The sequence below is a fragment of the Nitrobacter vulgaris genome (assembly GCF_002028545.1).
Lineage (GTDB): Bacteria > Pseudomonadota > Alphaproteobacteria > Rhizobiales > Xanthobacteraceae > Nitrobacter > Nitrobacter vulgaris.
The window spans coordinates 64,967-91,379 of record NZ_MWPQ01000039.1 but is presented as its reverse complement, the minus strand read 5'-3'; the positions used below and the strand labels follow the sequence as shown (position 1 = coordinate 91,379).

25 protein-coding genes and 3 tRNA genes are annotated in these 26,413 nt (G+C 58.8%); 17 read left to right on the top strand and 11 right to left on the bottom strand.

Annotated features, from left to right (window positions below):
• Positions 1-77 precede the first annotated feature (77 nt).
• Entirely contained in the window at positions 78-1,139 is a 1,062-nt protein-coding gene (gene hemB, locus B2M20_RS08945; protein WP_079446756.1) for a porphobilinogen synthase, read from the bottom strand.
• 164 nt (positions 1,140-1,303) lie between these two features.
• Here hemB and B2M20_RS08940 point away from each other — a divergent pair, with 164 nt between their 5' ends.
• The 3 genes from B2M20_RS08940 to B2M20_RS08930 all read left to right on the top strand — a co-directional run bounded on the left by B2M20_RS08940 (position 1,304) and on the right by B2M20_RS08930 (position 3,260).
• Positions 1,304-1,768, top strand: coding sequence for a DUF6163 family protein (locus tag B2M20_RS08940; protein ID WP_079446700.1), 465 nt, complete (start codon positions 1,304-1,306; stop codon positions 1,766-1,768).
• Between the two features lie 432 nt (positions 1,769-2,200).
• Positions 2,201-2,716: a transcriptional regulator LdtR gene (ldtR, locus tag B2M20_RS08935; protein ID WP_079446699.1), complete on the top strand. Its 516-nt coding sequence runs from the start codon at positions 2,201-2,203 to the stop codon at positions 2,714-2,716.
• A gap of 241 nt (positions 2,717-2,957) precedes the next feature.
• Positions 2,958-3,260, top strand: coding sequence for an antibiotic biosynthesis monooxygenase family protein (locus B2M20_RS08930; protein ID WP_079446698.1), 303 nt, complete (start codon positions 2,958-2,960; stop codon positions 3,258-3,260).
• A gap of 110 nt (positions 3,261-3,370) precedes the next feature.
• On the opposite strand, the gene B2M20_RS08925 is transcribed toward B2M20_RS08930, so the two are convergent.
• The 3 genes from B2M20_RS08925 to B2M20_RS08915 all read right to left on the bottom strand — a co-directional run bounded on the left by B2M20_RS08925 (position 3,371) and on the right by B2M20_RS08915 (position 6,502).
• On the bottom strand, positions 3,371-4,516 hold the full coding sequence (locus B2M20_RS08925) for an AI-2E family transporter (RefSeq protein WP_079446697.1): 1,146 nt from the start codon (positions 4,514-4,516) through the stop codon (positions 3,371-3,373).
• Between the two features lie 147 nt (positions 4,517-4,663).
• Positions 4,664-6,073 (bottom strand): type I glutamate--ammonia ligase, encoded by a 1,410-nt coding sequence (glnA, locus tag B2M20_RS08920; protein ID WP_079446696.1) that lies wholly within the window; start codon positions 6,071-6,073, stop codon positions 4,664-4,666.
• A 90-nt stretch (positions 6,074-6,163) separates the two neighbouring features.
• Positions 6,164-6,502 carry a P-II family nitrogen regulator gene (locus tag B2M20_RS08915; protein ID WP_011315159.1) on the bottom strand — a complete coding sequence of 113 codons (339 nt, stop codon included), beginning with the start codon at positions 6,500-6,502 and terminating at the stop codon, positions 6,164-6,166.
• Between the two features lie 344 nt (positions 6,503-6,846).
• Here B2M20_RS08915 and B2M20_RS08910 point away from each other — a divergent pair, with 344 nt between their 5' ends.
• Positions 6,847-8,346 (top strand): NAD(P)H-hydrate dehydratase, encoded by a 1,500-nt coding sequence (locus tag B2M20_RS08910; protein WP_079446695.1) that lies wholly within the window; start codon positions 6,847-6,849, stop codon positions 8,344-8,346.
• Between the two features lie 4 nt (positions 8,347-8,350).
• Here the strand turns inward: B2M20_RS08910 and B2M20_RS08905 are convergent, their stop codons facing one another.
• Positions 8,351-9,694 carry a multicopper oxidase family protein gene (locus B2M20_RS08905; protein ID WP_079446694.1) on the bottom strand — a complete coding sequence of 448 codons (1,344 nt, stop codon included), beginning with the start codon at positions 9,692-9,694 and terminating at the stop codon, positions 8,351-8,353.
• Positions 9,695-9,972: 278 nt separating this feature from the next.
• On the opposite strand from B2M20_RS08905, the gene B2M20_RS08900 reads away from it, so the two are divergent.
• From B2M20_RS08900 to lon, 5 genes are all read left to right on the top strand, one after another.
• Positions 9,973-10,057 (top strand) — tRNA-Leu (locus B2M20_RS08900).
• Positions 10,058-10,207: 150 nt separating this feature from the next.
• The gene (gene tig / locus B2M20_RS08895) at positions 10,208-11,569 is read left to right on the top strand and encodes a trigger factor (RefSeq protein ID WP_079446693.1); all 1,362 of its coding nucleotides are present in this window, start codon (positions 10,208-10,210) and stop codon (positions 11,567-11,569) included.
• Between the two features lie 376 nt (positions 11,570-11,945).
• The gene (locus B2M20_RS08890; RefSeq protein ID WP_079446692.1) at positions 11,946-12,581 is read left to right on the top strand and encodes an ATP-dependent Clp protease proteolytic subunit; all 636 of its coding nucleotides are present in this window, start codon (positions 11,946-11,948) and stop codon (positions 12,579-12,581) included.
• Positions 12,582-13,030: 449 nt separating this feature from the next.
• A complete protein-coding gene (gene clpX / locus B2M20_RS08885; protein WP_040675983.1) occupies positions 13,031-14,305 on the top strand; it encodes an ATP-dependent Clp protease ATP-binding subunit ClpX in 1,275 nt (424 codons plus the stop codon).
• A 323-nt stretch (positions 14,306-14,628) separates the two neighbouring features.
• Positions 14,629-17,055, top strand: coding sequence for an endopeptidase La (gene lon / locus B2M20_RS08880; RefSeq protein WP_079446755.1), 2,427 nt, complete (start codon positions 14,629-14,631; stop codon positions 17,053-17,055).
• Positions 17,056-17,241: 186 nt separating this feature from the next.
• On the opposite strand, the gene B2M20_RS08875 is transcribed toward lon, so the two are convergent.
• Positions 17,242-17,318 (bottom strand) — tRNA-Val (locus B2M20_RS08875).
• 126 nt (positions 17,319-17,444) lie between these two features.
• Positions 17,445-17,663 (bottom strand): hypothetical protein, encoded by a 219-nt coding sequence (locus B2M20_RS08870; RefSeq protein WP_079446691.1) that lies wholly within the window; start codon positions 17,661-17,663, stop codon positions 17,445-17,447.
• 193 nt (positions 17,664-17,856) lie between these two features.
• Here B2M20_RS08870 and B2M20_RS08865 point away from each other — a divergent pair, with 193 nt between their 5' ends.
• Positions 17,857-18,714: a class I SAM-dependent methyltransferase gene (locus B2M20_RS08865; protein ID WP_079446754.1), complete on the top strand. Its 858-nt coding sequence runs from the start codon at positions 17,857-17,859 to the stop codon at positions 18,712-18,714.
• Between the two features lie 7 nt (positions 18,715-18,721).
• Here the strand turns inward: B2M20_RS08865 and B2M20_RS08860 are convergent, their stop codons facing one another.
• The 3 genes from B2M20_RS08860 to B2M20_RS08850 form a co-directional block, all read right to left on the bottom strand.
• Positions 18,722-19,033 (bottom strand): hypothetical protein, encoded by a 312-nt coding sequence (locus tag B2M20_RS08860; protein WP_079446690.1) that lies wholly within the window; start codon positions 19,031-19,033, stop codon positions 18,722-18,724.
• A 132-nt stretch (positions 19,034-19,165) separates the two neighbouring features.
• A complete protein-coding gene (gene pepT, locus B2M20_RS08855; protein ID WP_079446689.1) occupies positions 19,166-20,419 on the bottom strand; it encodes a peptidase T in 1,254 nt (417 codons plus the stop codon).
• Between the two features lie 135 nt (positions 20,420-20,554).
• A complete protein-coding gene (locus tag B2M20_RS08850; protein ID WP_079446753.1) occupies positions 20,555-20,854 on the bottom strand; it encodes an HU family DNA-binding protein in 300 nt (99 codons plus the stop codon).
• A gap of 217 nt (positions 20,855-21,071) precedes the next feature.
• Here B2M20_RS08850 and B2M20_RS08845 point away from each other — a divergent pair.
• Positions 21,072-21,148 (top strand) — tRNA-Asp (locus tag B2M20_RS08845).
• Positions 21,149-21,267: 119 nt separating this feature from the next.
• On the opposite strand, the gene B2M20_RS08840 is transcribed toward B2M20_RS08845, so the two are convergent.
• A complete protein-coding gene (locus tag B2M20_RS08840) occupies positions 21,268-21,462 on the bottom strand; it encodes a hypothetical protein (protein ID WP_079446688.1) in 195 nt (64 codons plus the stop codon).
• Positions 21,463-21,780: 318 nt separating this feature from the next.
• Here B2M20_RS08840 and B2M20_RS08835 point away from each other — a divergent pair, with 318 nt between their 5' ends.
• From B2M20_RS08835 to B2M20_RS08805, 6 genes are all read left to right on the top strand, one after another.
• Positions 21,781-22,146 carry an NADH-quinone oxidoreductase subunit A gene (locus B2M20_RS08835; protein ID WP_079446687.1) on the top strand — a complete coding sequence of 122 codons (366 nt, stop codon included), beginning with the start codon at positions 21,781-21,783 and terminating at the stop codon, positions 22,144-22,146.
• Positions 22,116-22,739: a NuoB/complex I 20 kDa subunit family protein gene (locus tag B2M20_RS08830; RefSeq protein ID WP_087881145.1), complete on the top strand. Its 624-nt coding sequence runs from the start codon at positions 22,116-22,118 to the stop codon at positions 22,737-22,739. The genes B2M20_RS08835 and B2M20_RS08830 overlap by 31 nt, the downstream gene beginning before the upstream one ends.
• A 141-nt stretch (positions 22,740-22,880) precedes the next feature.
• Positions 22,881-23,486, top strand: a complete 606-nt coding sequence (locus tag B2M20_RS19070) for a hypothetical protein (protein WP_139372870.1) — start codon at positions 22,881-22,883, stop codon at positions 23,484-23,486.
• A 131-nt stretch (positions 23,487-23,617) separates the two neighbouring features.
• Positions 23,618-24,232: an NADH-quinone oxidoreductase subunit C gene (locus B2M20_RS08815; protein ID WP_079446683.1), complete on the top strand. Its 615-nt coding sequence runs from the start codon at positions 23,618-23,620 to the stop codon at positions 24,230-24,232.
• On the top strand, positions 24,232-25,440 hold the full coding sequence (locus B2M20_RS08810; protein WP_079446682.1) for an NADH-quinone oxidoreductase subunit D: 1,209 nt from the start codon (positions 24,232-24,234) through the stop codon (positions 25,438-25,440). Before B2M20_RS08815 ends, B2M20_RS08810 begins: the two co-directional genes overlap by 1 nt.
• Positions 25,440-26,402, top strand: coding sequence for an FkbM family methyltransferase (locus B2M20_RS08805; protein ID WP_173815964.1), 963 nt, complete (start codon positions 25,440-25,442; stop codon positions 26,400-26,402). The genes B2M20_RS08810 and B2M20_RS08805 overlap by 1 nt, the downstream gene beginning before the upstream one ends.
• Positions 26,403-26,413 lie beyond the last annotated feature (11 nt).

The window sequence follows — 26,413 nt, the reverse complement described above, 5'->3', positions numbered from 1 at the left end:
GACGTGCTGCCTGGGTTACAAGCCCTCAGAAGCTCAGAGGCGTACGGAACGGTGGCGTACGGGCCGGGGAGGGAGGATCAGCCGTTTCGTTTCAGCTTCTCCGCTGCCTCCGCAGCAAAATAGGTGAGTACGCCGTCGGCGCCGGCGCGTTTGAAGGCAACGAGGCTTTCCATCATCGCCCGATCGCGGTCGATCCAGCCATTGCCTGCAGCGGCGGCAATCATCGCGTACTCGCCCGACACCTGATAGGCGAAGGTTGGCATTCCAAACGTGTCTTTTACGCGCCGCACAATGTCGAGATAGGGCATACCCGGCTTCACCAAGACCATGTCGGCGCCCTCGGCAATATCGAGTTCGACTTCACGCAGCGCTTCGTCGGAATTGGCGCTGTCCATCTGATATGTGCGTTTGTCTCCGGTGAGCGCCTTGGCCGAACCGATGGCGTCGCGGAACGGGCCATAAAACGCTGATGCATACTTCGCGGCATACGCCATGATCTGCACATCGACGAACCCCGTTTCGTCGAGAGCCCTTCGAATCGCACCGACGCGGCCATCCATCATGTCGGACGGAGCAATGATGTCGCAGCCGGCTTCCGCCTGCACCAGCGCCTGCTGGACCAGAACCGCAACGGTTTCATCGTTGAGTATCCTGCCGTCCTCAATCAGACCGTCATGGCCATGACTGGTGAAGGGGTCGAGCGCCACGTCGCAGAGCACGCCGAGGTCCGGGAATTCCCGCTTGATGGCGCGGACCGACTTGCAGACCAGATTCTTGGTATTGAGGGCTTCGCTGCCGGAGAGGTCTCGCAATGCGGGATCGGTGTAGGGGAACAGCGCGATGCAGGGGATGTTCAGCTTGAGCGCTCGTTCAGCGTCACGCACGCACTGGTCCACGCTGAGACGGTCAACCCCGGGCATTGAGGGAACAGGCGTCCGCCCGTTGACGCCATCGGCCACGAACAGCGGCCAGATGAGGTCGTCGGTTGTCAGAACGCTTTCGCGGACCAAACGGCGGGCCCATTCCGCTTTGCGGTTACGACGAAGCCGGGCCACGAGATCGAGCGGAGGGGCGGTGATCGCGGCATCGCGGCGGGGTCCATCCCGCATTTCAATGGGACGCCCGTATTTTATCGCCATGTTGCCGACACTCCCGAAGGCCAGAACCAATTGGATTTTTGTAGCATCAGGAACCGGCTTCGTCACCGCGCTCGTGCATCTCGGTGCATTGCAATTGATTTTATGGTTCCGGAAAGTCATGAATTGATCTCGCATGGCTGTCGGTTCCGGTTGTGAGCATCCTGATGTCTAAAACCTCATCGCGCGAGCAGATCCCGCGGGATCAAGCCATGTCGGTGGCAAGAAGTTCGACTGCACAGACAGAAGCCGACGAAAACCTCTGGACCCGGCGACTTGTGGTGTTTCTGCGGGCCATGGCGGTGCTATCGCTCGCCGTTGGGCTCTATCATTGGGCTCAATTGACCGGATTCATAGGCGGCGAGGACGACGCCTTTGAGAACCAGATGGTGGCCTGGCAGGCGGCGACGATCTACTTCGCCGTGATCGAGCTTGTGGCTGCCGTTGGTCTATGGCTGGCCACGCCATGGGGCGCCGTCGTGTGGCTGACCACGGTGGTCTCAATGGCCGTCGTCGAACTTATGTTTCCGGCGATCTACGGCGGCAACCTGATCGTCGTCGGATTGGAAACTGCATTGCTCACGGCCTATCTGGCGCTGGCATGGATGGCTGCGCGTGAACGGCCGCCATAGATGAGGCGTGCGACGAGCGTCGGGCCGATAGAAGGGAGTACGGCTTGAACTGTAGCGGCTCTTCCGAACGGACGTCATTTCCAGATCGGAGATGACGAAGTCCCGTAAAGTTTTCCGAGAATTTTTCGCAAAAGAATTTGGTCACCCTAACGGCCCGGTTATCTATATTGACCGAGTATTTCAAATCTGAACCGTGCTGTTTCTGAATGCGACAGCGGTCGCACACGAAGCGTGAACAGCGCAGCGGAAACGTCAACGAAGGGTTGCGAAATGCCCTTTTCTGGCGACTTAATCGGCGATTCACTCTCTTAAATTCATGATGTCTTTATTGTCTTATTTAAGCTGATCTTCAAACGCCCCCCCTAAGGTCTCAGCTATCAGGCGGAACACAAGTTTCGTCGAATAAGTCGAAAAACGACAACAGGGGATGTCATCATGAAAGCCGTTGCGAAGGCTCACGAGCCCGCGGAACAGGTTGCCGGCCAGGCACCGGTGCAGTCGCTCTATCTCGAAGCATTGACCTTGGTCGAGCGACTGCATCGCAGACTGCTCGATGTTATTAAAGATGAATTCGATCGTCGCGGTCGGGCCGACATCAATTCGGTGCAGGCGCTTCTTCTCTATAACATCGGCGACAAGGAACTAACGGCCGGTGAGCTGCGAACCCGCGGCTACTATCTCGGCTCCAACGTTTCTTACAATCTGAAGAAGCTCGTCGAGCTTGGATTCCTCGATCATCAGCGCTCGCGCGTGGATCGCCGCTCGGTGCGAATCCGCTTGACCACGCAGGGCCAGGAGATCCGACGCATCGTCGATGCGCTTTATCAAAAGCACGTCAAGACTGTCGAACAGGTCGGCGGCATCTCAAACGAAGAGTTCGCAACGCTGAACAAGTCGTTGCATCGCCTTGAGCGCTTCTGGACTGACCAGATTCTATATCGGCTCTGAGTTTTCTCCGGAACAGGGCGAAGTCGGCAGCAAGATCGGCAGCCCGTTCTCCGGATACCCTGAACGCGATATTCCCCGCATTTGCGCCCATCGGCCCGGTTCGCCCGGAGCCGGGGGCGTTTTGTCGTTGTTTGGTGGCGATAACAGCACCTGGTAACGCCACCTGAACGCTACTTGCCGTTCGCTTCACGGTTGCAGTCGATTGCGGTACAGAGGCAAGGCATATGAAAGGTCTGCTCACATGATCACCGAGATCGCGCAAATCGAGATCAAGCCGGGCAGCGAGAAAGATTTTGAGGCTGCTGTGTCGCAGGCTCAAACGATCTTCAAGCGCTGCAACGGCTGGAGAGGTTTTGAGTTGCATAGGTCTATCGAGAGACCGTCACGCTACAGGCTGCTGATCAAATGGGAAACGCTTGAAAACCATGTCGTGGATTTTCGCGAATCCTCAAACTTCACCGAATGGCGTGCGCTGGTGGGGTCATTCTTCGCTTCGCCCCCCGAGGTCGAGCACACCGAAACGGTGGTGATTTCCAGCGTCTGACGGCAAGAACTTTTCCGCTTCTGATGGAACAGTAGCGGAGCTCTCAGATTTTGATTTTGACGTGTTGTCTTCGCGCGAACCGGTACTTACTTCGCTCGAAACCGCTATAGTCAGCTCTGGGCAACCGCAGTTTGATCCGGCCAGACGTGGTTCAGCACCACTTTGATGACCGCAATCAAAGGCAGCGCCAGCGCCAGACCCCACACGCCGAACAGCACGCCGAGGAAAATTTGTGCCGCGAACAACGTCGCAGGCGGAATGCTGATGGCGTGGCGCTGAATTAGCGGCGTTAGTACGTTGCCTTCAAGAAATTGCACGGCGAGATAGAGCGCGAAGGAGCTGATGATCGCGGTGAATCCGGAGCCGAGGCTCGCGAGCACGATAAGAGCGCCCGCCAGGATGGCGCCGACGTTGGGGATGAACGTCAGGAGCCCGGTAATGAAGCCCAGCACCAGCGCGCCGGGAATGCCGATCACGGTCAACCCGATCCATGTCAGCAGGAACAGCGTGGCCATGGTGGCCATTTGACCGAGCAGCCACCGGCGCAATGTCTCGCTGACATCGTCGATGAGGCGCGTTGCTTCGGGTAGTCGTTGTCTAGGCACGAAACGCAGGATGCCGTCTCGATAGAGTTTTGGCTGTGCCGCCAGTAACAGCCCCAGGAAGATGATGATGAAGAAGTTGCCAACGCCCTCAAAGACGTGGGCTAGAATTTTGATGGTCTGAGTGACGATTGCGCCGGTTCCGGAGGCGATGGTGCTGGCGTCGGGTAGTTTCGGGCCGAGCGACGGCGAGGCAGATGTGGTGGGCGTCGGAGTGGCACCGGCGTCGGTTGGCGCCGCCTTGGTGCCCAGGTTGAGGAAGCTGGTGTCGATCCCTTGCTTCTCGAGAAAATCCTTGGCGTTGCCAAGCTGCGCGCGGAGGGTCGAACTCAATGCCGTAGCCTGTTGGGCGATGGTTGCGCCGCCGAGTACAACCACACCGGACAACAGCCCGGTGAACAGGAGGCACACGATCACCAGCCGCAGGGTTTGATTTCCGCCGAACACCCGGCGCAGCAGATCCGCCATGGCCGTGAGGAACACGCCAAACAGGATGCCAGCGAACAGCATGAACAGCGTTGCTGCGGAATACCATGCCAGTGCGAGGGCTGCGCCAAAGGCGACAATGCCAATGCCGCCGGCCGCGATCGAGCGGGCAAGAGACCGCCGTTCGAAGCCCTGAGTTTCAGGCGAACCGTCCACTTTCAACCTCACTGATTCCCAAAGCAGGCACTCTTTCTGCAAACCCCGCAGGGATCAAGCTGGCGCGACCGTACGGAGTACGACCGTTCAACAAAAAGGGCGCCCCGCGATGGGCGCCCTTGAGCTTTCGAAACCTGCGGAAGATTTCGCAGGTCGCGATTACAGCGAGTAGTACATATCGAATTCGATAGGGTGCGGCGTCATCTCGAAGCGCTCCACCTCGGCCATCTTCAATTCGATGAAGGCGTTGATGAAGTCGTCGTCAAACACACCGCCGACCTTGAGGAAGGCGCGATCCTTGTCGAGATTTTCCAGCGCTTCGCGCAACGAGCCGCAAACCGTTGGAATCTGCTTCAGCTCTTCCTTCGGCAGATCGTAGAGGTCCTTGTCCATGGCGGGGCCGGGATCGATCTTGTTCTTGATGCCGTCGAGGCCCGCCATCAGCATCGCAGCGAAAGCGAGATACGGATTGGCCATGGGGTCAGGGAAACGAACCTCAACACGCTTGGCCTTCGGCGAGGTGGTGTAGGGGATACGACAGGAGGCCGAACGGTTGCGCGCCGAATAGGCGAGCAGCACCGGCGCCTCGTAGCCCGGGACCAGGCGCTTGTAGGAGTTGGTGGAGGGATTGGTGAAGGCGTTGATCGCCTTGGCATGCTTGATGATGCCGCCGATATAATACAGGCAGGTTTCCGATAGGTCGGCGTACTTGCTGCCGGCGAAGGTCGGCTTACCGTCCTTCCAGATCGACTGATGAACGTGCATGCCCGAGCCATTGTCGCCGTAGACGGGCTTCGGCATAAAGGTGGCGGTCTTGCCGTAGATGTGCGCGACCTGATGAATGCAGTATTTATAGACCTGCATCTGATCGGCCATGTGGGTCAGTGTATCGAACTTCATGCCGAGTTCGTGTTGGGCAGATGCCACCTCGTGGTGGTGCTTCTCGACCTTCACGCCCATGCGGGCCATGGAGCCAAGCATCTCCGAACGCATGTCTTGGATCGAATCCTGCGGTGGAACGGGGAAGTAGCCGCCCTTGTTGCGGATGCGATGACCTAGATTGCCGCCCTCATATTCGGTATCGGAATTAGTCGGCAACTCAGAGGAATCGAGCTTGAATCCGGTGTTGTAGGGCGTGGACTGAAAGCGCACGTCATCGAACACGAAGAACTCGGCTTCCGGGCCGACGTAGACCGTATCGCCGATGCCTAGCGATTTTACCATCGCTTCGGCTTTTTTTGCGATTCCGCGCGGGTCGCGATTATAGGGCTCGCCTGTGGAAGGCTCCAGGATGTCGCAGGTGATCACCATGGTGGTCTCGGCGAAGAACGGATCGATCGACGCCGTCGCCGGATCGGGCATCAGCATCATGTCGGATTCGTTGATCGCCTTCCAGCCGGCGATCGATGAACCATCGAACATCGTGCCCTCGGCGAAAAATTCCTCGTCGATCATGCTCACGTCGAAGGTGACGTGTTGCCACTTACCGCGCGGATCAGTGAATCGCAGATCGACGTACTTTACGTCGTTGTCCTTGATTGATTTCAGGACGTCATTGGCGGTCTTCATAAATACCCCTTGTCTATGCTGGTCTTGGTAATCGGCGGCGCGAAGCGGCCGTCTGTATGGCTTGTTGTGTGGATGTCGTTCTCAAAGGGTCTAGATTGCGTCGAGGCCGGATTCCCCCGTTCGGATCCGAATAGCCTCTTCGATATTGGATACGAAGATCTTGCCGTCGCCGATGCGGCCCGTTTGGGCGGCGCGCCTGATGGCCTCGATGGCTTTTTCGACCAGATCATCGCCGATCACAATCTCGATTTTGACCTTGGGCAGGAAGTCCACCACGTATTCCGCGCCGCGATAGAGCTCGGCGTGTCCTTTCTGCCGGCCAAAGCCTTTCGCTTCGATCACGGTGATGCCTTGCAATCCGATCTCCTGCAGAGCTTCCTTTACTTCGTCAAGCTTGAACGGTTTGATGATGGCTTCGATCTTTTTCATTGAACGTCTCCTGGCGCTTTCAATGTCCAGCCAGGGGCTAATGCGCGCTCACACTGCCGCCTGCAGCAGCGGTCATGCACTGGTTTTCGGACGGACAAAAGTCGCGGGACACGCTTCATTGCCCGCCAGTGGATACACTGGGTCGAATTTCGCCTTCAAAGCAGGGTTTATGCCAATACGCAATTTGTAAAAAACATCCATAATATCATACGATTAAGGTAACTTGACATATCTGTAAGTGAGCGTCTGACCAGCGGCCAGACTATAAATTAGGCACTACGTTTATTTTTTGTGCAACGTTGGATGTGCGAGACGGGCAAGTTGCCGCTATCGGGTTTGAGGCCATGGAGATTCTGACGACCGGCGAAATGGAGCAGGCCGATCGGCTGGCGATTGCGGGAGGCACGTCGGGTTTTGCCCTGATGCTGCGTGCCGGGCAGGCGGTCGCGGACACAGCCGCCGACCTCGCAGAGGAAGGCTCGATCCTGGTTGTCGCCGGATGCGGTAACAACGGCGGGGACGGGTTCGTGGCTGCTACGGAGCTGGCGGCGCGCGGTTACGACGTTTCGGTCATCCTGATGTGCGAGCGAAGCAGCCTCAAGGGCGACGCCGCGCTCGCAGCAAAAGGTTGGAAAGGGCCGGTGCTGCCCTGCGACCTCTCCACGCTCGGCTCACCCGCGCTGATCATCGATGCGCTGTTCGGCGCGGGTCTCAACCGGCCGGTCATGGGTGACGCCCGTGCGATGATCGAGGCAATCATCGCCAACGGCGCGCCGGTGCTCAGCATCGATCTGCCGAGCGGCATTAACGGCACCACTGGCGCGATCATGGGCGCGGCGATACGCGCTACCGAAACGGTAACGTTCTTTCGCAGAAAACCGGCGCATTTGCTTTTACCGGGTCGGATTTTTTGCGGCCGGGTGCGCGTGGCCGATATCGGTATCACCGATGCGGTACTGCATAAGATTCGCCCTATAACCTTTGAGAATATCCCGGATTATTGGCAGAGCGTGTTTCCAGTGCCACCTATCGACGGGCACAAATATGCGCGCGGCCATGCCGTCGTTGTGTCCGGCAATCTGACATCCACGGGCGCTGCCCGACTGTCCGCGCGCAGCGCGTTGCGCATGGGAGCCGGGCTTGTGAGCGTGCTTTCCCCCGACGATGCGCTGGGCGCGAACGCGGCGGCGCTGACTGCCGTGATGGTACGCCGCATGAATGACGCGGCCGGTCTCGCGGAAATCCTGGAAGATCGGCGCATCAATGCCTGCGTGATCGGACCTGGCGCCGGGATCGGCGAGGAAACGCGAGCACTTGTGACGACGGCTATTGCAGCCAAGCGGGCGCTGGTGCTCGACGCCGACGCACTGACGAGCTTTGCCGACGCGCCGGGTCGCTTGTTCGAGACCATCAAGCAGAGCGGAAGCGCCGACATTATCTTGACCCCACACGAAGGAGAGTTCCATCGTCTTTTCAGTGAGATGATTGAGAAACATCCACTTCGATCAAAACTTGAGCGGGTGCGTGCCGCGGCCGAGCGTTCGGAAGCGGTCGTTCTGCTCAAGGGGCCGGGCACGGTGGTGGCCTCGCCCGACGGCCGCGCGACGATCGCGGCCAATGCCCCGCCATGGCTGGCGACGGCAGGCTCGGGCGACGTACTGTCCGGCATGATCGGCGGGCTGCTGGCGCAGAGGGTGCCGGCCTTCGAGGCGGCGTGCATGGGGGTCTGGATGCACGGCGAGACGGGGCTCGAGGCGGGACCGGGACTGATCGCCGAGGATTTGCCGGAGGTGTTGCCCGCTGTCTTGCGGCGGCTCTACGATCGGTTCGGGGTTGATTACTAAACAGCTACTCAACAGCGAACCAACTGACCTGGCGCGGCGCGCTCCATTCCACAGCCATCGTTTCGATCAGCCATGCTCCGGCGACGTCAGCGACAAAAGCGATGCGTTGGGTCTGCCCTGTATCGACCAGCACCGTATCCAGCCAGAACGGTTTCCATCCGTCGTCGAGCCGGTCCAGCAGGCGGGCGTGATGGCCATGCAGGCGAAAGACCATCGGCTTTGTTGTCGTGTTTGTCAGCGCAAGCACGGCGGTCCGGCCGCGTTTGACACGGAAGGCGGGGGTTCTACGCGTGCTAAAGAGCGCCGGGCGACTCCATGAAGTTGGAGTTCCTTCAGAGGAGGGCAGCGGCACGTCGGCGCGCAGCGCATTCCTGAGATCGAGTCTCGCAGGCAGGCTGGTGGATGGCAACGCAGGCGGCGCCGGCAGCGGCGCGGCCCGGCCCGGCCCGTCAGCTGAAACGTGCAGGCGGGCGATCTCATGTGGTTTGCCGCCGCCGTCATGCAGGGCGATGGCTGATGTCGTTCCCGACGGCAGCGTGGCGTCTATAACGGCGTCGATCCGGGTTCCCGGGGCCAGTACCAATCGGCCGTTGCGCGCCAGAAACGGCTCCGCCGGCTGGCTGTCGATCGCTATGATCCGCACACCAATATTTTTGATTTCAATAGCAATTACATTGCGTTGACAGGCATTTATGAACCGCAGCCTGAGTCGCTCGTTGATGTGAAGGTTAATGTCGGGCGATGGTTTTCCATTCACCAGGTAGAGAGGCGGTCCGACCTTTTTTTCGGTCGTTCCCGGCGCGACAGGAAGTCCTTCAGCATCCAGCCGCCAGTCCTCAATCAGCATGACCTCGTCACGGTCGACTTCCGCCGGCGACTGTTCCTCGACGATCAGAGCCTGCGCGGGCGAGGGCTGCGCCAGACCATCTCCCAGCAGGCGGCTATCGCACATAAAAGTTCCGGCCTGCCGGAAGGGGAGTGAATAGCGATCGGTTCCGCCCGGCGAGATAGGGGGCCGAGCGGTCAATGGCTCGATGGCAGCCGCGCCATCTAATCCATGCCAGTTCAAAACAAACGGCGCCGGCAGGCCGTTGTTCACGACAAGGCCCAACATGCTCTCGCTTTGGCGGAAACGGAGGCTTCCGGAGGAGCCGTCGGTCTTCAGGGACCAGACCGTGGTTTCGCGATGATCCGGCCCAAGTGAAAGGGGGGTGGGCATTGCGTCAATGGCGTGTATTTGAGGATGTTGCGATTGCGCATGGATCGTGGCGGCGGGTCCTGCCGCGGCGGCTGCCCCGAAACCGGCCAGAAGATGCCTCCGGGTTAATCGAGCAGGACGAAACATCATTTGCCAATGCCGATCATGTTCTTCGGACCCTGTCCAGCACGGCCATTTTTTTACTGCAGACGGATGCCGCCATGTTATAAGCCCGCCGCATCGAAGCGCCTCGATGACGGCGGGAGATGAATCCGTTGCCCTCGATGCGCCTGGTTTCAACTCGTTCCGGTTTTAACTCGTTGGAGCATGAGGTCTACCGAAAGCCGCTTCGCATTTTTCGGCATCATTTGACATTCGCTTTGCCGACTCCCAGCCAAATGGTAGCAAATGTCAAACCCACTCCACCGGCGGGCGTGGCGGAATTGGTAGACGCGCTGGATTTAGGTTCCAGTGACGAAAGTTGTGGGGGTTCGAGTCCCTCCGCCCGCACCAAGCGCTAAAGCGTTTGAGCAGATGATTTCAGGCAGCTATCCGGGTTGGATACATGCCGGCCGTACACCGATGCAGGCGTTTTGCCGCGCATCGACCGATTGACAATGATTCGGCCATTCCAGCCGGATCGAGCGGAAGAAGATTGACGTCATGCAGGTGAACGAAACCCTCGCCGAGGGACTGAGACACGAGTTCCAGGTCAGCATTCCGGCCGCCGAAATCGCGGCCAAGGCGGATGAGCGGCTCGTCGACCTCAAGGACAAGGTGAAGATCAACGGCTTTCGTCCAGGGAAAGTGCCGGTCAGCCACCTCAAGAAGCTCTATGGCCGCTCCTTGATGGTCGAGACCATCGAAGACACGATCCGCGATACGAATATGCAGATCGTCAACGACCGTGGCTTCAAACTCGCAGGTAATCCCAAGGTAACGATGCCTTCGGAGGAGAAGGAGATCGAGGATATCCTCGCGGGCAAGTCCGACCTCAGCTATAGCGTGGCGATCGAAGTCGTGCCGCCGATCGAACTAGCGGACTTCAAGTCCTTCACCATCGAGAAGCCGGTGGTCGATGTTAGCGACGCCGACGTTGACGAAGCCATCAAACGGATCGCCGATCAGAATCGCACCTACTCCAACAGGACGGAGGGCGCGAAGGCCGAGAATGGCGATCGCGTCACCATTTCGTTCAAGGGCACCATCGACGGCGAGCCGTTCGAGGGCGGGAGCAGCGAGGATATCCTGGTCGTGCTGGGATCGAATGCCCTCATTCCGGGGTTCGAAGAGCAGTTGGTCGGGGCCGGAGTCGGCGAGACTCGTACGGTCAAGGCGTCGTTCCCTCAGAACTATGCGGACTCAGAGCTTGCTGGGAAGGATGCAGAGTTCGAGACCACGGTAAGCCTGATCGAGGCGCCGGAGGATATCAAGATCGACGACGAGTTTGCCAAGTTGCTCGGTCTGCAGGAGCTCGATCAGTTGAAGCAAGTCGTCCGCGAGCAGCTCAGCGCTGAATTTGCCCGAGCGATGAGGCAACACGTCAAGCGCGCGCTATTTGATCGTCTCGATGAGACGCACAAGTTCGATGCGCCCCCGACGCTGGTTGAAGAGGAGTTCGAACAGGTTTGGCAGTCGATCACGGCGGAGATGGAAAAAGAGAAGAAGACCTTCGCCGACGAGAACACCACCGAAGAAGAGGCCAGGGCAGAGTACCGCCGGATTGCAGACCGCCGGGTACGACTCAGCCTGGTACTCTCGGAGATCGGCGAAAAGAACAAAATCTCGGTCGCGGATGATGAAATCAACCGTGCGTTGATTAGTCGCGCCCGCCAGACGCCGGGCCGTGAGAAGGAAATTTGGGATTACTATCAGAAAAACCCGCAAGCGCTGGCTCAGATTCGCGCGCCCCTTTTTGAGAACAAGGTGGTGGATTACATTCTTGAACTCGCCACGATCACGGAAAAGAGTGTGACGCGCGAGGACCTCTTTAAGGAACACGAGGCGCACAGTAACGAGATCTGACCGACCGCGCGTTGGGGCCTGTTCGGCGCCGCTTGATATTATGGGTATGGATCGGATCCGGCGTCGCGATACGGTCCCGTCAGGCTGCGAATCAGTTTGTGGAGTGAGCCTGACATTCGAGACGGGGGTGCCGTCCAGGACCAGCTCGTACTGCGCGACCTTTCGTGGCGAACGTCAAAATCGAGGGCGCCAGCAAATTACGATTCCGGCGTGGCTTAGGTTCAGTCTTGTCGCCCAAGCGATGAACTTATATCTGTGGGCCGTGCTTGCCGAGTCCTGCATCACGGGACATTCATCCGCGCCGGAAGAACTGAAGACTCTCGGTTTCTCGGATGTTCGTCGCCGCCAACCGCTGACACAAACTTTTGGGTGATCAATGCGCGATCCAGTGGAAACCTACATGAACCTCGTGCCGATGGTGGTCGAGCAGACCAATCGCGGCGAGAGGGCCTACGATATCTTCTCCCGGTTGCTGAAGGAGCGCATCATCTTTGTGACCGGCCCGGTCGAAGACAACATGGCGATGCTGACCGTTGCGCAGCTCCTTTTCCTGGAGGCGGAGAATCCGAAAAAGGAAATCTCGATGTACATCAATTCGCCGGGTGGCGTGGTGACTTCGGGTCTGGCGATCTACGACACGATGCAGTTCATTCGTCCGCCGGTCGCAACGCTGTGCACCGGACAAGCTGCGTCGATGGGCTCGTTGCTGCTGGCCGCAGGTGAAAAGGATATGCGGCACGCACTGCCGAACGCGCGCATCATGGTTCACCAGCCCTCTGGCGGTTTCCAGGGGCAGGCGACGGACATTATGCTGCACGCGCAGGAAATTCTGAGCCTCAAGAAGCGGCTCAACGAGATCTACGTCAAGCATACGGGACAGACCTACCAGGCGATCGAGGAGGCGCTGGAGCGCGATAAGTTCCTCACAGCTGACATGGCTCGTGACTTCGGCATCGTTGATAAAGTGATCGACAAGCGCGCTGAAGAACCGGCCGCACCGAAGGCTTCGTAACGTATCAAGGCTCCGTCCAGTGACGAACGGAAGGCCGGTTGATCCCGATCCAGTTTGAACCATCGCGATTGCACGGCGATGGTTTCTGAAAAGTTCCTTGTCCTTCCGCGCGAAGTATTCGCCTGACTGGCATGATACCGGCGCAACGCTGGACCAGTTTTTGGCAAGGGAAGAGTCGCCTCCCTGGGCCAAATCAGGCTATTGTCGCATTGCGGATGGCTGCCGATTAGCGAATTCTTGAGAGTCGGGGAGCCATGGTGCGGTTGCTGCGTTTCAACTGGCGGTATGCGCAGGAGAATCGAATGGACCCGCGATTCGCGCGGGGTTGAGAGCGCAGGGTCTTTTCTGGTACGGACTTTGCTCATATGTAAACCCGTTAGACCGGATGTGCCGGATCGGAACGGGCGAGCAGGCGAACAGGCGGGATCGAGCGTCGGACGGAGACAGGAATGAGTAAGGTCGGTACGGGCGACTCCAAGAATACGCTGTATTGTTCGTTTTGCGGCAAGAGTCAGCACGAGGTGCGCAAACTGATCGCGGGCCCGACCGTGTTCATCTGTGACGAATGCGTCGAGCTCTGCATGGACATCATTCGCGAGGAGAACAAGTCCTCGCTGGTGAAGTCGCGCGACGGCATTCCGACTCCGAAGGAGATATGCAAGGTTCTGGACGACTACGTCATCGGGCAGGGCCACGCCAAGAAGGTACTTTCGGTTGCGGTCCACAATCACTACAAGCGGCTTAACCATCAGACCAAGCATAACGACGTCGAACTCGCGAAGTCGAACATCCTGCTGATCGGACCGACCGGATCGGGCAAGACGCTCCTTGCGCAGACGCTGGCGCGTATCCTCGACGTTCCGTTTACCATGGCGGATGCAACGACGCTGACCGAGGCCGGCTACGTCGGCGAGGATGTCGAGAACATCATCCTGAAGCTGTTGCAGTCGGCGGACTACAATGTCGAGCGTGCGCAACGCGGTATCGTTTATATCGACGAAATCGATAAGATCTCACGCAAGTCCGACAACCCCTCGATCACGCGTGACGTGTCGGGTGAGGGCGTGCAGCAGGCGTTGTTGAAGATCATGGAAGGCACAGTGGCTTCGGTTCCGCCGCAGGGCGGCCGGAAGCACCCGCAGCAGGAGTTCCTGCAGGTTGATACCACGAATATCCTGTTCATCTGCGGGGGCGCGTTCTCCGGCCTAGAGAAGATCATCTCGGCGCGAGGACGCACGACGTCAATCGGTTTCGCTGCACAGGTGCTTGCGCCGGAAGACCGCCGCACTGGCGAAATCTTCAGGCATGTCGAGCCGGAGGATTTGCTGAAGTATGGCTTGATCCCGGAATTCGTCGGACGTCTGCCCGTCGTGGCCACGCTCGAGGATCTCGACGAAGCATCGCTGAAAAAGATTTTGACCGATCCCAAGAATGCGCTGGTGAAACAGTATCAGCGGCTGTTCGAGATGGAGAATATCGAGCTGACGTTCGCCGACGAGGCGCTCGGCGCGGTGGCCCGCAAGGCCATCGAGCGCAAGACCGGCGCGCGCGGGTTGCGCTCGATTCTCGAAAGCATCCTGCTCGAAACCATGTTCGATCTTCCGGGTCTGGAAGGGGTCGAGGAGGTCGTGATCTCGCGCGAAGTGGTCGAAGGAACCGCGCGACCGCTGTACATTTACGCCGACCGCTCTGATCGCGCGAGCGAAAGCAGCGCCAGCGCCTGATTCGACCGTTTCTCGGCTGTCTCGTGCCTCGCTGGCGGTTAGCCGCGAGGGCCTTGCTTTTACAAGCCGATGGCTCCTGTAGGTTGCAAGCCGACGCTCCGTGTCGGTTACAAGCCGCTGATTTCCTTCACTTGACACGCTGGTGGTGGATGGCCACCTTATGCTGTCGGCGGCGGCGCATGTTCGCTAGCTGCTCACGACCTCGGGCAGGTGAGGCCTCGGTTCGCAAAGGCCCATTCTTCTCCAGGAAACTCGGCACCTTGTGGCGGTTGCGCATTGACATGCGGCTGCGAACAAGGGGGCGCAACAAAAGGAACAAGGCTATGACCGCCTCGAAACCCCGGCCAGCTATAGTCCACGGCGAAATCCATGCCTATCCGGTGCTTCCGCTTCGCGACATCGTCGTTTTCCCGCACATGATCGTGCCGCTGTTCGTCGGCCGCGAGAAATCGATCAGGGCGCTGGAAGAGGTGATGAAGAACGATGGGCTCATCATGCTAGCGACGCAGAAGAACGCGTCGGACGATGATCCTGTGCCAGATTCTATCTATAAAATCGGAACGCTCGCCAGCGTGCTGCAACTGCTGAAGCTACCCGACGGCACGGTGAAGGTGCTGGTGGAAGGTCTTGAGCGGGCGCGCGTTGAGACCTATTCCGACCGCTCTGACTATTATGAGGCGACCGCGGTCGCGCTGGCTGATACCGATACCAATAGCGTCGAAGCCGAGGCGCTGGCGCGTTCAGTCGTGTCGGATTTCGAAAGCTATGTGAAGCTGAACAAGAAGATCTCTCCCGAGGTTGTGGGTGTCGTGCAGGCGATCACGGATTTCGCCAAGCTTGGTGACACCGTAGCGTCGCACCTCGCCGCCAAGATCGCGGATCGCCAGGGCATTCTTGAGACGCTGTCTGTAACCGCACGTCTGGAAAAGGTGCTCGGTCTGATGGAGAGCGAGATCTCCGTCCTGCAGGTCGAGAAACGCATCCGTTCACGCGTCAAGCGCCAGATGGAGAAGACCCAGCGCGAGTACTACCTCAACGAGCAGATGAAGGCGATCCAGAAGGAACTCGGCGATGACGAGGGCCGGGACGAGCTCGCCGATCTCGAAGAGAAGATCGCCAAGACCAAGCTTTCGAAGGAGGCTCGCGAGAAGGCCCAGCACGAACTGAAGAAGCTGCGGCAAATGTCTCCGATGTCCGCGGAGGCCACCGTGGTGCGCAACTATCTCGATTGGTTGCTGTCGATTCCGTGGGCCAAGAAGTCCAAGGTGAAGAAGGATCTCAACGCCGCCCAGGAAGTGCTGGACGCTGATCATTACGGGCTTGAGAAGGTCAAGGACCGTATCGTCGAGTATCTCGCGGTGCAGTCGCGCGCCAACAAGCTGACCGGACCGATCCTGTGCCTTGTCGGTCCGCCCGGCGTCGGCAAGACCTCGCTCGGGAAGTCGATCGCGCGGGCGACGGGCCGCGAATTCGTGCGCGTCTCGCTCGGCGGCGTGCGCGATGAGGCGGAAATCCGCGGTCACCGCCGGACGTATATCGGCTCGATGCCCGGCAAGATTATTCAGTCGATGCGCAAGGCCAAGACCTCGAACCCGCTGTTCCTGCTGGACGAGATCGACAAGATGGGCGCGGATTTCCGCGGCGATCCGTCGTCTGCCCTGCTTGAGGTCCTCGATCCCGAGCAGAACTCGACGTTCAACGATCACTATCTGGAAGTCGACTATGATCTGTCCAACGTGATGTTCCTCACGACCGCGAATACGCTGAATATTCCCGGTCCCTTGATGGACCGCATGGAGATCATCCGGATCGCCGGCTACACGGAGAACGAGAAGGTCGAGATTGCTCGCAAGCATCTCATCCCGAACGCGCTCACCAAGCACGGCCTGGATTCGAAGGAGTGGTCAATCGATGACGACTCGCTCCTGCTCATCATCCGTCGCTACACCCGCGAAGCGGGCGTGCGAAACCTGGAGCGTGAGCTTTCCACACTCGCCCGCAAGGCGGTGAAGGAACTGATGCTCTCGAAAAGGAAGTCGGTCAAAGTCACCGAGAAAGTCGTCGAGGAATTTCTCGGAGTTCCGAAATATCGCTACGGCGAGATCGAAACCGACGATCAGGTCGGTGTCGTGACCGGTCTGGCATGGACCGACGTCGGCGGCGAGTTGCTGACGATCGAAAGCGTGATGATGCCCGGCAAGGGACGCATGACGGTTACCGGCAACCTGCGCGACGTGATGAAGGAATCGATCTCGGCGGCGGCTTCCTACGTCCGCTCGCGCGCGATCACCTTCGGGATCGAGCCGCCGCTGTTCGAGCGACGCGATATCCACGTTCACGTCCCCGAGGGGGCTACCCCGAAGGATGGTCCTTCGGCCGGTGTAGCGATGGCGACGACGATTGTGTCGGTGCTGACCGGAATCCCGATCCGGCGCGATATCGCAATGACGGGCGAGATCACGCTGCGAGGCAGGGTTTTGCCGATCGGCGGTCTCAAGGAGAAACTGTTGGCAGCCGCGCGAGGTGGCATCAAGACGGTGCTCATACCGGACGAGAATGCCAAGGATCTCACTGAGATCTCCGAGTCTATCAAGGCTGGGCTGGAGATCATTCCGGTCGCGCGGATGGACGAGGTGATCGCCAAAGCGTTGGTGCGGCAGCCCAAGCCGATTGTCTGGGAGGAGGATACGAAGCTCCCGGTCACTCCCGATGCGGCTGACGAGGCGGCGGGCGGCCTGACCGCTCACTGATCGTCACGATATAATTGACGGAACGGCGCCTGCGAGGGCGCCGTTCTTGCATTATGATGCGACTATGCCTGCCAGACCATAATCAGGGATATAGAGGAGGGAGATGGAGGTGCGCTTCATTGAAGCGTTCCCATGCGTCAAAATTCGGGGAAGCTGGCGGGGAGCCGAATCAAAACAGCTAAATATTGGTAGGCGGCGAGAGATTCGAACTCCCGACCCTCTCGGTGTAAACGAGATGCTCTAACCAGCTGAGCTAGCCGCCCTCCGCTCCTTGTTTAGCCCCGACGCATCCCAGCATGCAAGCCGCTGTCGCAGCCCTAGGCTTTATCATACGGCTTTGCCCGTTGATCCCGATGCAAACGGAAGCCGCAGACGCATACTCGGGTCGATCATGACGAAACTTTACGATAGATCAAACCGGGGGCGATAAGGCATTCATTCCGGGCCAGCTGCGATGGCTCGAGCCCGCCGGCTCCTTCGAGAGCGATACGATCAAACTCAAACCGGGCGCCGCTCGAATCGACGATGTATTCGGGGATCGATTCCCGGCGATACTCACCGATGGAAGGGCCTTGCTCGACGATCGTCTTATCTTCCTCATCTGCCATCTCTTCTCTCCATTCTGGTCCGAACCGCAGGCGGCATCTCCTCTGTCCCGCTGCGGCGGGATATCGCCCTCGGCTTGGGTGTGGTACGTTTTGACCTCGGCTTGTTACCAAGCCGCTAGATCGAGTGGTTTCCTCCATAAGCGGCGTCACGGATTTTGTGAAGGGCAATCGCTCGAATTGCGCGGGAGCGGTGATGGCAGGGGTTCCTCTGACGCGAAACGCGGACCAGATCGCCTATTGGAATGGACCCGGCGGCCAGCGCTGGGCTGATCGTCAGCGTATGCAGGATGAACTGCTGCAGCCGGTCTCCACCTTCCTGCTGGATCGTGCCAAAGCTATGCCCGGCGAACGCATCATAGATGTCGGCTGCGGCTGCGGTGCAACTACGCGGGCATTCGCGGAGAGGGTAGGCGCTTCCGGCTACGTCCTGGGAATCGATATTTCTGCACCGATGCTGGAACGGGCAAAGCAGATTGCGCCGAAGAACGCGTCGGTGGAATTTCTGCTCGCCGACGCCACCGTATATCCATTTGAGCCAGCGCGTTTCGATCTGGTGGCCTCCCGGTTCGGCGTGATGTTCTTCGACGAGCCGGTCGTGTCGTTTGCCAATCTGCGTCAGGCGCTGCGACCCGGTGGCCGCTTAGCATTCATTTGCTGGCGGGAGCCTCGCCTAAATCCCTGGCTCATGGTCCCGCTCCAGGCGGTCTACAACCATGTTCCGAAGCTCCCCGAGGTCGCGCCGGAAGACCCCGGTCCGTTCGCGTTCGCGTCCGAAGCGCGTGTTCATCGTATTCTCGGTGCTGCCGGTTTTTCCGATGTCGCAATGGAGGCCTATGACCTCACATTGGATATTTCGGTCGGCGGCGGAATTGAAGCCGCGGTCAAGTCCGCGCTTCAGCTCGGTCCCGCCAGCCGCGCGATCGAAGGCCAGCCTGTTGAAGTCATCGCTGCTGCGGCGAACTCGGTCCGGGAAGTTCTTGCTCCGTTTGCCAGTGAGAAAACAGTGGTTCTACCGGCATCGATCTGGATCGTAACCGCGCGCAACCTTTGATCGTGCCCTAGCAATATCCGTAAAGTCCGCAAGCGTACGGCAATCGGTCGAAATAGAACGAGAGCACTGGCCGCTCCTCGTAGTACGGGCGATAGTAGAAATCGTTTGGCCTTCCGTAATAGCCCGGCACCGGCGGCGGAATCCGAAAACGGTAGAGCACGCTCTCGGGGTAATCCTTCTCCTGCGCAACACGGACCGGCGGAGGTTCCGGCTCCGCGAAGATTTTGCCGATGCGGCTCTGCACTGGAAGGTCGGCGGCCGATCCCGCCGCTCCCATCATTGCAACTCCGATGACCGCAAGCGAGATGGTGCGTAGCATTCTTGAATCCCCAGTGATTCGAGGATCATATCTTCTGATGTTTAGGAAAGATTAACGATGTTCGCGCAGTCGTATCCCGCGATGACCGCGCGGCATCCGGACCTGCGATCTCTGCTCGCGATATCAGAAACGTCAGGCACGTTCTTCCCAGATCGCAGCGAGATGGACGATGGTGCGCACAGCGGCTTCCATGTCCTGTACGCTGACCCACTCGGTGCGTGAGTGGAAAGCATGTTCACCGGCGAAGATGTTAGGGCAGGGAAGCCCCATGAATGACAGTCGCGAGCCGTCCGTGCCGCCGCGAATGCTGCCTTTGGCTGGCTTGAGACCGGCGCGGCGGATTGCCTCCATCGCGTTATCGACAACCTCCGGGTGACGATCCACAATCTGCTTCATGTTGCGATACTGGGGCTGTATGTCCAGCCGATACGTCGAATGTGGGAAGTCCGTCATGACATCGCGGATGATGCCCTCCAGCAAGGCCTCCTTCTCCGTCAGACCTGTTTCCGTGAAATCGCGCACGATGAAGTTTAGCGTCGCGTGTTCGAGTACGCCGCTGAATCCGGTCGGATGAAGAAAACCTTCGCGGCCCTCGGTAGTCTCGGGCGAGCAAATATTTTTTGGAAGCCGCTCCACAATGCGCGATGCGATCTTGATCGCATGTTCCATCTTTCCCTTGGCGAATCCGGGATGGGCACTGACTCCCTTGATGGTAATAACCGCAGCATCGGCCGAGAACGTCTCGTCCTCGATATGACCTGCGGTCTCGCCGTCGACGGTGTAGGCGAAGTCCGCGCCGAGTTTTTTCAGATCGACTTTGTCAACGCCGCGTCCGATTTCCTCATCGGGCGTGAACAGGATTTTGATCACGCCATGCCTGATATCTCGGTTGGCAAGCAGAACCTGCACTGCATCCATGATTTCGGCGACGCCGGCTTTGTTGTCGGCGCCAAGCAACGTGGTCCCGTCCGACGTGATGATGTCGTTGCCCACCTGATCAGCCAGTGCCGGATTATCCGCCACGCGGACGATCTGCGACGGATCGCCGCACAGAACGATGTCGCCGCCGCGATAATTCCGGACAACCTGCGGTTTGACGTTAGCGCCTGAACAGTCCGGCGACGTGTCCATATGCGAACAGAAGCAAATAACCGGAACCTGCTTTGAGCTGTTTGCCGGAATGGTCGCGTACACGTAACCGTGCGGGTCGAGATGAGCATCGGCGGCGCCGATCTCCTGCAATTCCCTCACCAGCAGCCGTCCAAGATCCTTCTGCTTCCCGGTGGAAGGACAGCTGGAAGACGTCGGATCGGACTGGGTATCAATGGTGACATAGCGAAGAAAGCGCTCCGTCACCGTGTGATTGAATGTCATGGGAACAGCCATCGGGAATCCAGGGCAGGGCTGAGCAGTAAGAAATCAACCTCGCCAAATCCGCGATTGGGCTTTGCGTGGGCAACCGGTTCGTTGCGGCAAATCCTCGAGCGTTTGAACGGAGCGTCCTGGACCCGGCATTCCTGGTCAGATGGCTTCCTTGAGCTCTTTGGCGGCTCGGAACGCGACCTTCTTGGATGCTTTGATCTGAATTTCCTCGCCGGTGGCCGGGTTGCGTCCCTTGCGGGCGGCGCGTTTGCGGACCTGGAGGATGCCGAGGCCGACGATGCGGATACGATCGCCTTTCTTGAGGTGTTTGGTGATGCGGGTAACCATGTCGGTCAGGATGGCCTCGGAGGCCTTCTTGGACAATTCATGGTCCTCGGCCAACGCTGCCGCGAGATGTTTCAGGGTCACGGTGCTCGGGGTCGCTGCCTTCTTCGCCATAATATAGCTCTCCTCGTCATTGCCAGCGTCGAAAAGCAAGGCGTATCAGCCCTTGTTTGATTCGGGGAGATGCCACTCGCGCCATTTTGCCTGCAAATAGCTGATTTTTTGCACCGACCCCTCAAAAAGCCTGATAGCAAAGGAGATCTGCAACTGCCTTGACTTGGAAAGGCCCCCCCTTTAAGCCGTCACCCCTATGCGCGGATAAACGGTTTCCGCGGGAGTAGCTCAGTTGGTTAGAGCGCCGCCCTGTCACGGCGGAGGCCGCGGGTTCGAGTCCCGTCTCTCGCGCCATTTGGCGTGATCTCAGCTTCGGGTTTTGACGAGGGCTCGCAGCTCGGACCGGTTCCAGCCAGCGGTTGCCTCAATGAGCGCCACCAGATGGCGCTTCGGTCACCGGCGCGAAATCAGGATCATCTTACGAGCGATGGTTCCGAGCTGGATACCATCGTTGGTTGTCCGGCCTTGATCACGTGAGCAGTCTGGACGAAGTCGGTGCTTGGGCGACGGGAAGTCCCGAAAGTCGTCAATACGGCACCCGCGACAAGCGCGACAATCACGATCTTCAGGTGGGTGGCGCGATCTGCGCTCTGGATCGAATGGTTCATGGTTTGCCTCCCGCCTCGTCACAACTCGTGGTCCGTAGGCAAGAGCAATAAAACCAGTTTGTTTCAGCGCGGCTTCGCGGCACTCCCGAAATGATTTCATTGGGTCTGATTTTTCGGGCCGTGGTTCGGCGGGTGAGCGAGGAGCAGGTTGACCGCCCGGCCGCGGTCCTGGCTCCGATGTCAAGTCGCAAAATCTCCGTCCCGGGTGCGTCAAATTAGGCTATCTTGCCACCCCTGTTTTGCTAGGCTAAAGCCTCTCAAAAGTTCCAATATCTAAACAAATCTGCGGGTAAAGCATCGCAGCGAGGGGAAGCGCCCATGAGCGGCATTTTGCAGAACTATCTTCCGCTTGTGGTGTTTATCGGGATAGCGGGTGTGATCGGCGCCGTGCTCCTGATCGCTCCATTTATCGTCGCATACAAGCAGCCGGACCCGGAAAAGCTTTCCGCTTATGAGTGCGGATTTAACGCATTCGACGATGCCCGGATGAAGTTCGACGTCAGGTTTTATTTGGTCGCTATTCTTTTCATCATTTTTGACCTTGAAGTCGCGTTTCTCTTTCCTTGGGCGGTCACGTTCGGCAAGCTCGGCGTGACAGGCTTCTGGTCGATGATCGTGTTTCTAGGGGTGCTGACGGTCGGTTTTGCCTACGAATGGAAGAAAGGCGCTCTCGAATGGGATTGAACTCTCCCACGGCAAAGGTCGCCTACGCCGGCAGCCCTCTCTCGGCTCCGTCGGGAGGCTCGATTTTGGACCCCAGCACCGGCCGGCCCGTCGGTGCCAGCGATCCGTACTTTCTCGAGGTTAATCACGAATTGTCGGACAAAGGTTTCTTTGTCGCCGCGGCCGACGATCTCATCACCTGGGCGCGTACCGGTTCGCTGATGTGGATGACCTTCGGCCTGGCCTGCTGCGCGGTCGAGATGATGCAGGTCTCGATGCCGCGTTATGACGTCGAGCGCTTTGGCTTCGCGCCGCGTGCATCGCCGCGGCAATCGGACGTGATGATCGTCGCCGGAACGCTGACCAACAAGATGGCGCCCGCGCTGCGCAAGGTCTACGACCAGATGCCGGAACCGCGTTATGTCATCTCGATGGGATCGTGCGCCAACGGCGGCGGTTACTATCATTATTCCTATTCGGTGGTGCGGGGTTGCGATCGCATCGTGCCGGTCGATATCTACGTGCCGGGCTGTCCGCCTACGGCCGAAGCACTTCTCTACGGCATTCTTCTCCTGCAGAAGAAGATCCGAAGAGTTGGAACTATTGAACGCTAAACCCTCGGACCGCGCCAAGGTGAGATGCTGAAAATGGGTCTATTCGGGTGGCTTCGAGGTTCGTCCGCAAGACAGACGCGACTGTTCGGTCCAACGAGCGAGGGACTTTACGGTGCGCTTCCAAAGGGCGCTCGATGGACTTTGGGATCAGATCCAGCGGCAAGTCCTTCTCTCTTCGTTCCAGAGCCAGGCGAACTGGCGTTCGATATTGTCGAGTGCGAATGGGATGAAAAAATTTTTAAGGCGGTTGTTGTAGCAAACTGTGGTGAACGGGTCGTTGGCTTTGCGCTTGTGCTTCCTGTTTCGGACGGCACAATAACGGATGGGGTGGATAAAATTAGTGCTGGCTTCAACGGGCAGCCTGTTTTGCACGACCGGCACGAATGGATCATTCCGAGAGGACATCCCACACGGATTGCCACTTTCGTGTCTTTGGGCGAGCCGACGAACAATCTTGTGCGATTGTTCGAAGAGTGCTTTGGCATGCCGGCCACCGATCGCCCGGCTGCCCCGGACTTTATGTGTGATATGGTCGTCCTGCGTGGTTTGATCGTGCCCGAGAGCGGCCGGATGACCGCAAGATGCAAAGTGTTCCTACGTACTTCGGATGCCGAGGATGAGACGTACGCGGAATTCTTTTTGAGCATAAACACACTGGAGAAGGCAATTTGGGTCTCGGAGAAGGCGGCAGAATACAGGGCGCCAATCATTGGGTGGGCCACCAGTGAAATCCAGCGACCTCAGTAACGCGGTGGAAATGGGATGCAATCTTGCAACGATCTTCAAGGACATGCCAGCTTGACGGCTAAGGTTATGGTTTTGACGCGTAATCCCATTCTGTCCGGGCGGCAGGCCGCCTTTGAAGTGCGGAGTCATGGATGACCGATCTCTCCGAACTCGGTCAGATGATCGTCGCCACGCTTCCGGGCGCGGCCACGGATCATTCCGTGTCGTTCGGTCAACTGACCGTGACGGTTGAGGCGGCGAAGATTGTCGAGGTCGCCCGCTTCATCCGCGACGACCAGCGCTGCCGCTTCGTCAACTTCATCGACGTGACCGCGGTCGACTATCCCGGCCGTGAGAAGCGCTTTGATGTGGTCTATCATTTCCTGTCGCCGACGCTGAACGCGCGCATCCGCTTGCGTGCTCACGCTTCGGAGACCACCCAGGTTCCCTCGTTGATCGACGTGTTTCCCGGCGCGGACTGGTTCGAACGGGAGGCCTACGACCTTTACGGCGTGATCTTCACTGGCCATCCCGACATGCGGCGTTTGTTGACCGATTATGGATTCGACGGACATCCGCTGCGAAAGGATTTTCCGCTGACGGGCTTCGTCGAGGTGCGTTACGACGACGCCGAGAAACGGGTCGTGTACGAGCCCGTGCGTCTCAACCAAGAATTTCGCAAGTTCGATTTCATGTCACCTTGGGAGGGCGCTGACTATCAGTTGCCGGGTGATGAGAAGGCGACGGGCGGCAAGGCGGGTAGCTGATGACGGAAGCACTTGGTGCCGTAACTCCCGGTATGCGTAACTTCACCATCAATTTCGGCCCGCAGCATCCGGCGGCCCACGGCGTTTTGCGCTTGGTGCTGGAGTTGGATGGCGAGGTGGTCGAGCGCGTCGATCCGCACATTGGCCTGCTTCACCGCGGCACCGAGAAGCTGATCGAGCAAAAGACCTATCTTCAGGCGATCCCGTACTTCGATCGGCTCGATTACGTCGCGCCGATGAATCAGGAGCACGCGTTTTGTCTCGCGGCCGAGAGACTGCTTGGGATCGCAGTGCCGCGACGCGGCCAGTTGATCCGGGTGCTCTATTGCGAGATCGGACGCATTCTTTCGCATCTCCTCAACGTCACCACGCAGGCGATGGATGTCGGCGCGCTGACCCCGCCACTGTGGGGTTTTGAGGAACGTGAGAAGCTCATGCTCTTCTACGAGCGCGCGTCCGGCTCGCGGATGCATGCCGCGTATTTCCGCATTGGCGGGGTGCATCAGGATCTGCCGCCAAAGCTGATCGATGACATCGACGCCTGGTGCGATCCGTTCCTCCAGGTTGTCGCCGACCTCGACAGGCTGTTGACCGCCAATCGCATCTTCAAGCAGCGCAACGTCGATATCGGTGTGGTGACGTTGAAGCAGGCCTGGGAATGGGGCTTTTCCGGCGTCATGGTTCGCGGCTCCGGAGCGGCCTGGGATTTGCGCAAGGCGCAGCCCTACGAATGCTACGCCGAAATGGACTTCGATATTCCAATCGGAAAGAACGGCGACTGCTACGATCGCTATCTCATTCGCATGGAAGAGATGCGGCAGTCGGTTCGCATCATGAAGCAGTGTATCGCCAAGCTGCGCGCTCCTGACGGGCAGGGACCGGTAGCGGTCGAAGACAACAAGATTTTCCCGCCCCGTCGCGGCGAGATGAAGCGCTCGATGGAAGCTTTGATCCATCACTTCAAGCTTTACACCGAGGGTTTCCACGTTCCGGCAGGTGAGATCTATGCGGCCGTGGAAGCGCCCAAGGGAGAGTTCGGCGTCTACCTCGTCTCCGACGGCAGCAACAAGCCCTACAAGTGCAAGATCCGCGCGCCGGGTTTTGCGCATCTGCAAGCGATGGATTTCATCTGCAGGGGGCACCTGCTAGCGGATGTGTCCGCTATTCTCGGTTCGCTTGACATCGTGTTCGGAGAGGTTGACCGGTGATCGCACAGCCGCCGATCCAATTCGACCGAACCTCCGGCGTTCTTCAGGGAGCGAACGCCTGGGAGCGCGTGGCTGCGCTGGCGCTGGTGGCTGGCTCCAAGGTGTCGTCGCTGTTCTCGCATCGCGGCTATAACAGCTGCGCCAACCTGCTGCGCAAAACCTTGCCGGAGCGGGATATCGCCGTCAGGCTCAATCCCGATGCTACGTTCGCGTTTCCCTATGGCGACGGCTATTGGAGCAAGCTGCTCAATCGCTCCTTCAAGTATGAAGACGAACTTGAGTTGCTGTTTCGCGATTCCGCAGACGTCGATTACACGCTGCTCGATTGCGGCGCTAACTACGGTTACTGGTCGGTGCTGGTGTCCAGCAAGCCGTTCGGATCACGCAAGGCGATCGCGATTGAGCCGTCGTCCAAGAATTTCGCCAGGCTTTCGAACAATGCAAAGATCAATGGCAGTCGCTTCGAGGTGATGCAGAGCGCCATTGGCGCGACGCGCGGCACCGCGCGCCTGTCCGGCACCAAGCACGAGGCCTTCAGCATCGCCGGCGGCGCGGATGCCGGCGGCGAAGTTGTGCCAGTGGTGACGCTAGATAATCTACTCGATGACGGCAAGATTTCACCTGACGGCAAGTACCTCATCAAGCTTGACGTCGAAGGCGTTGAGATCGAAGCCATCAAGGGCGGCACCCGCGTGCTGCAGGGTGATGCCGTGATCCTATGCGAGGAACACGGCAACGACCGAAATCACACCGTATCGCGCTATATTCTTGAGCAGACGCCGCTAGATCTGATCGTGCACGATCCGGCCAGTGATCGTTTCGAGACGTTAACCGAACTTTCCATTTTGGACCGCATCAAGGTTGCCTCCCACGTTGGATACAACGTGTTCGGAACCTCGAGCGCATTCTGGAAAGATCGTTTTCGTCGCCTGAACGCGACCGCGTCGCAACGTGTTCATTGAGAGACTAGAGT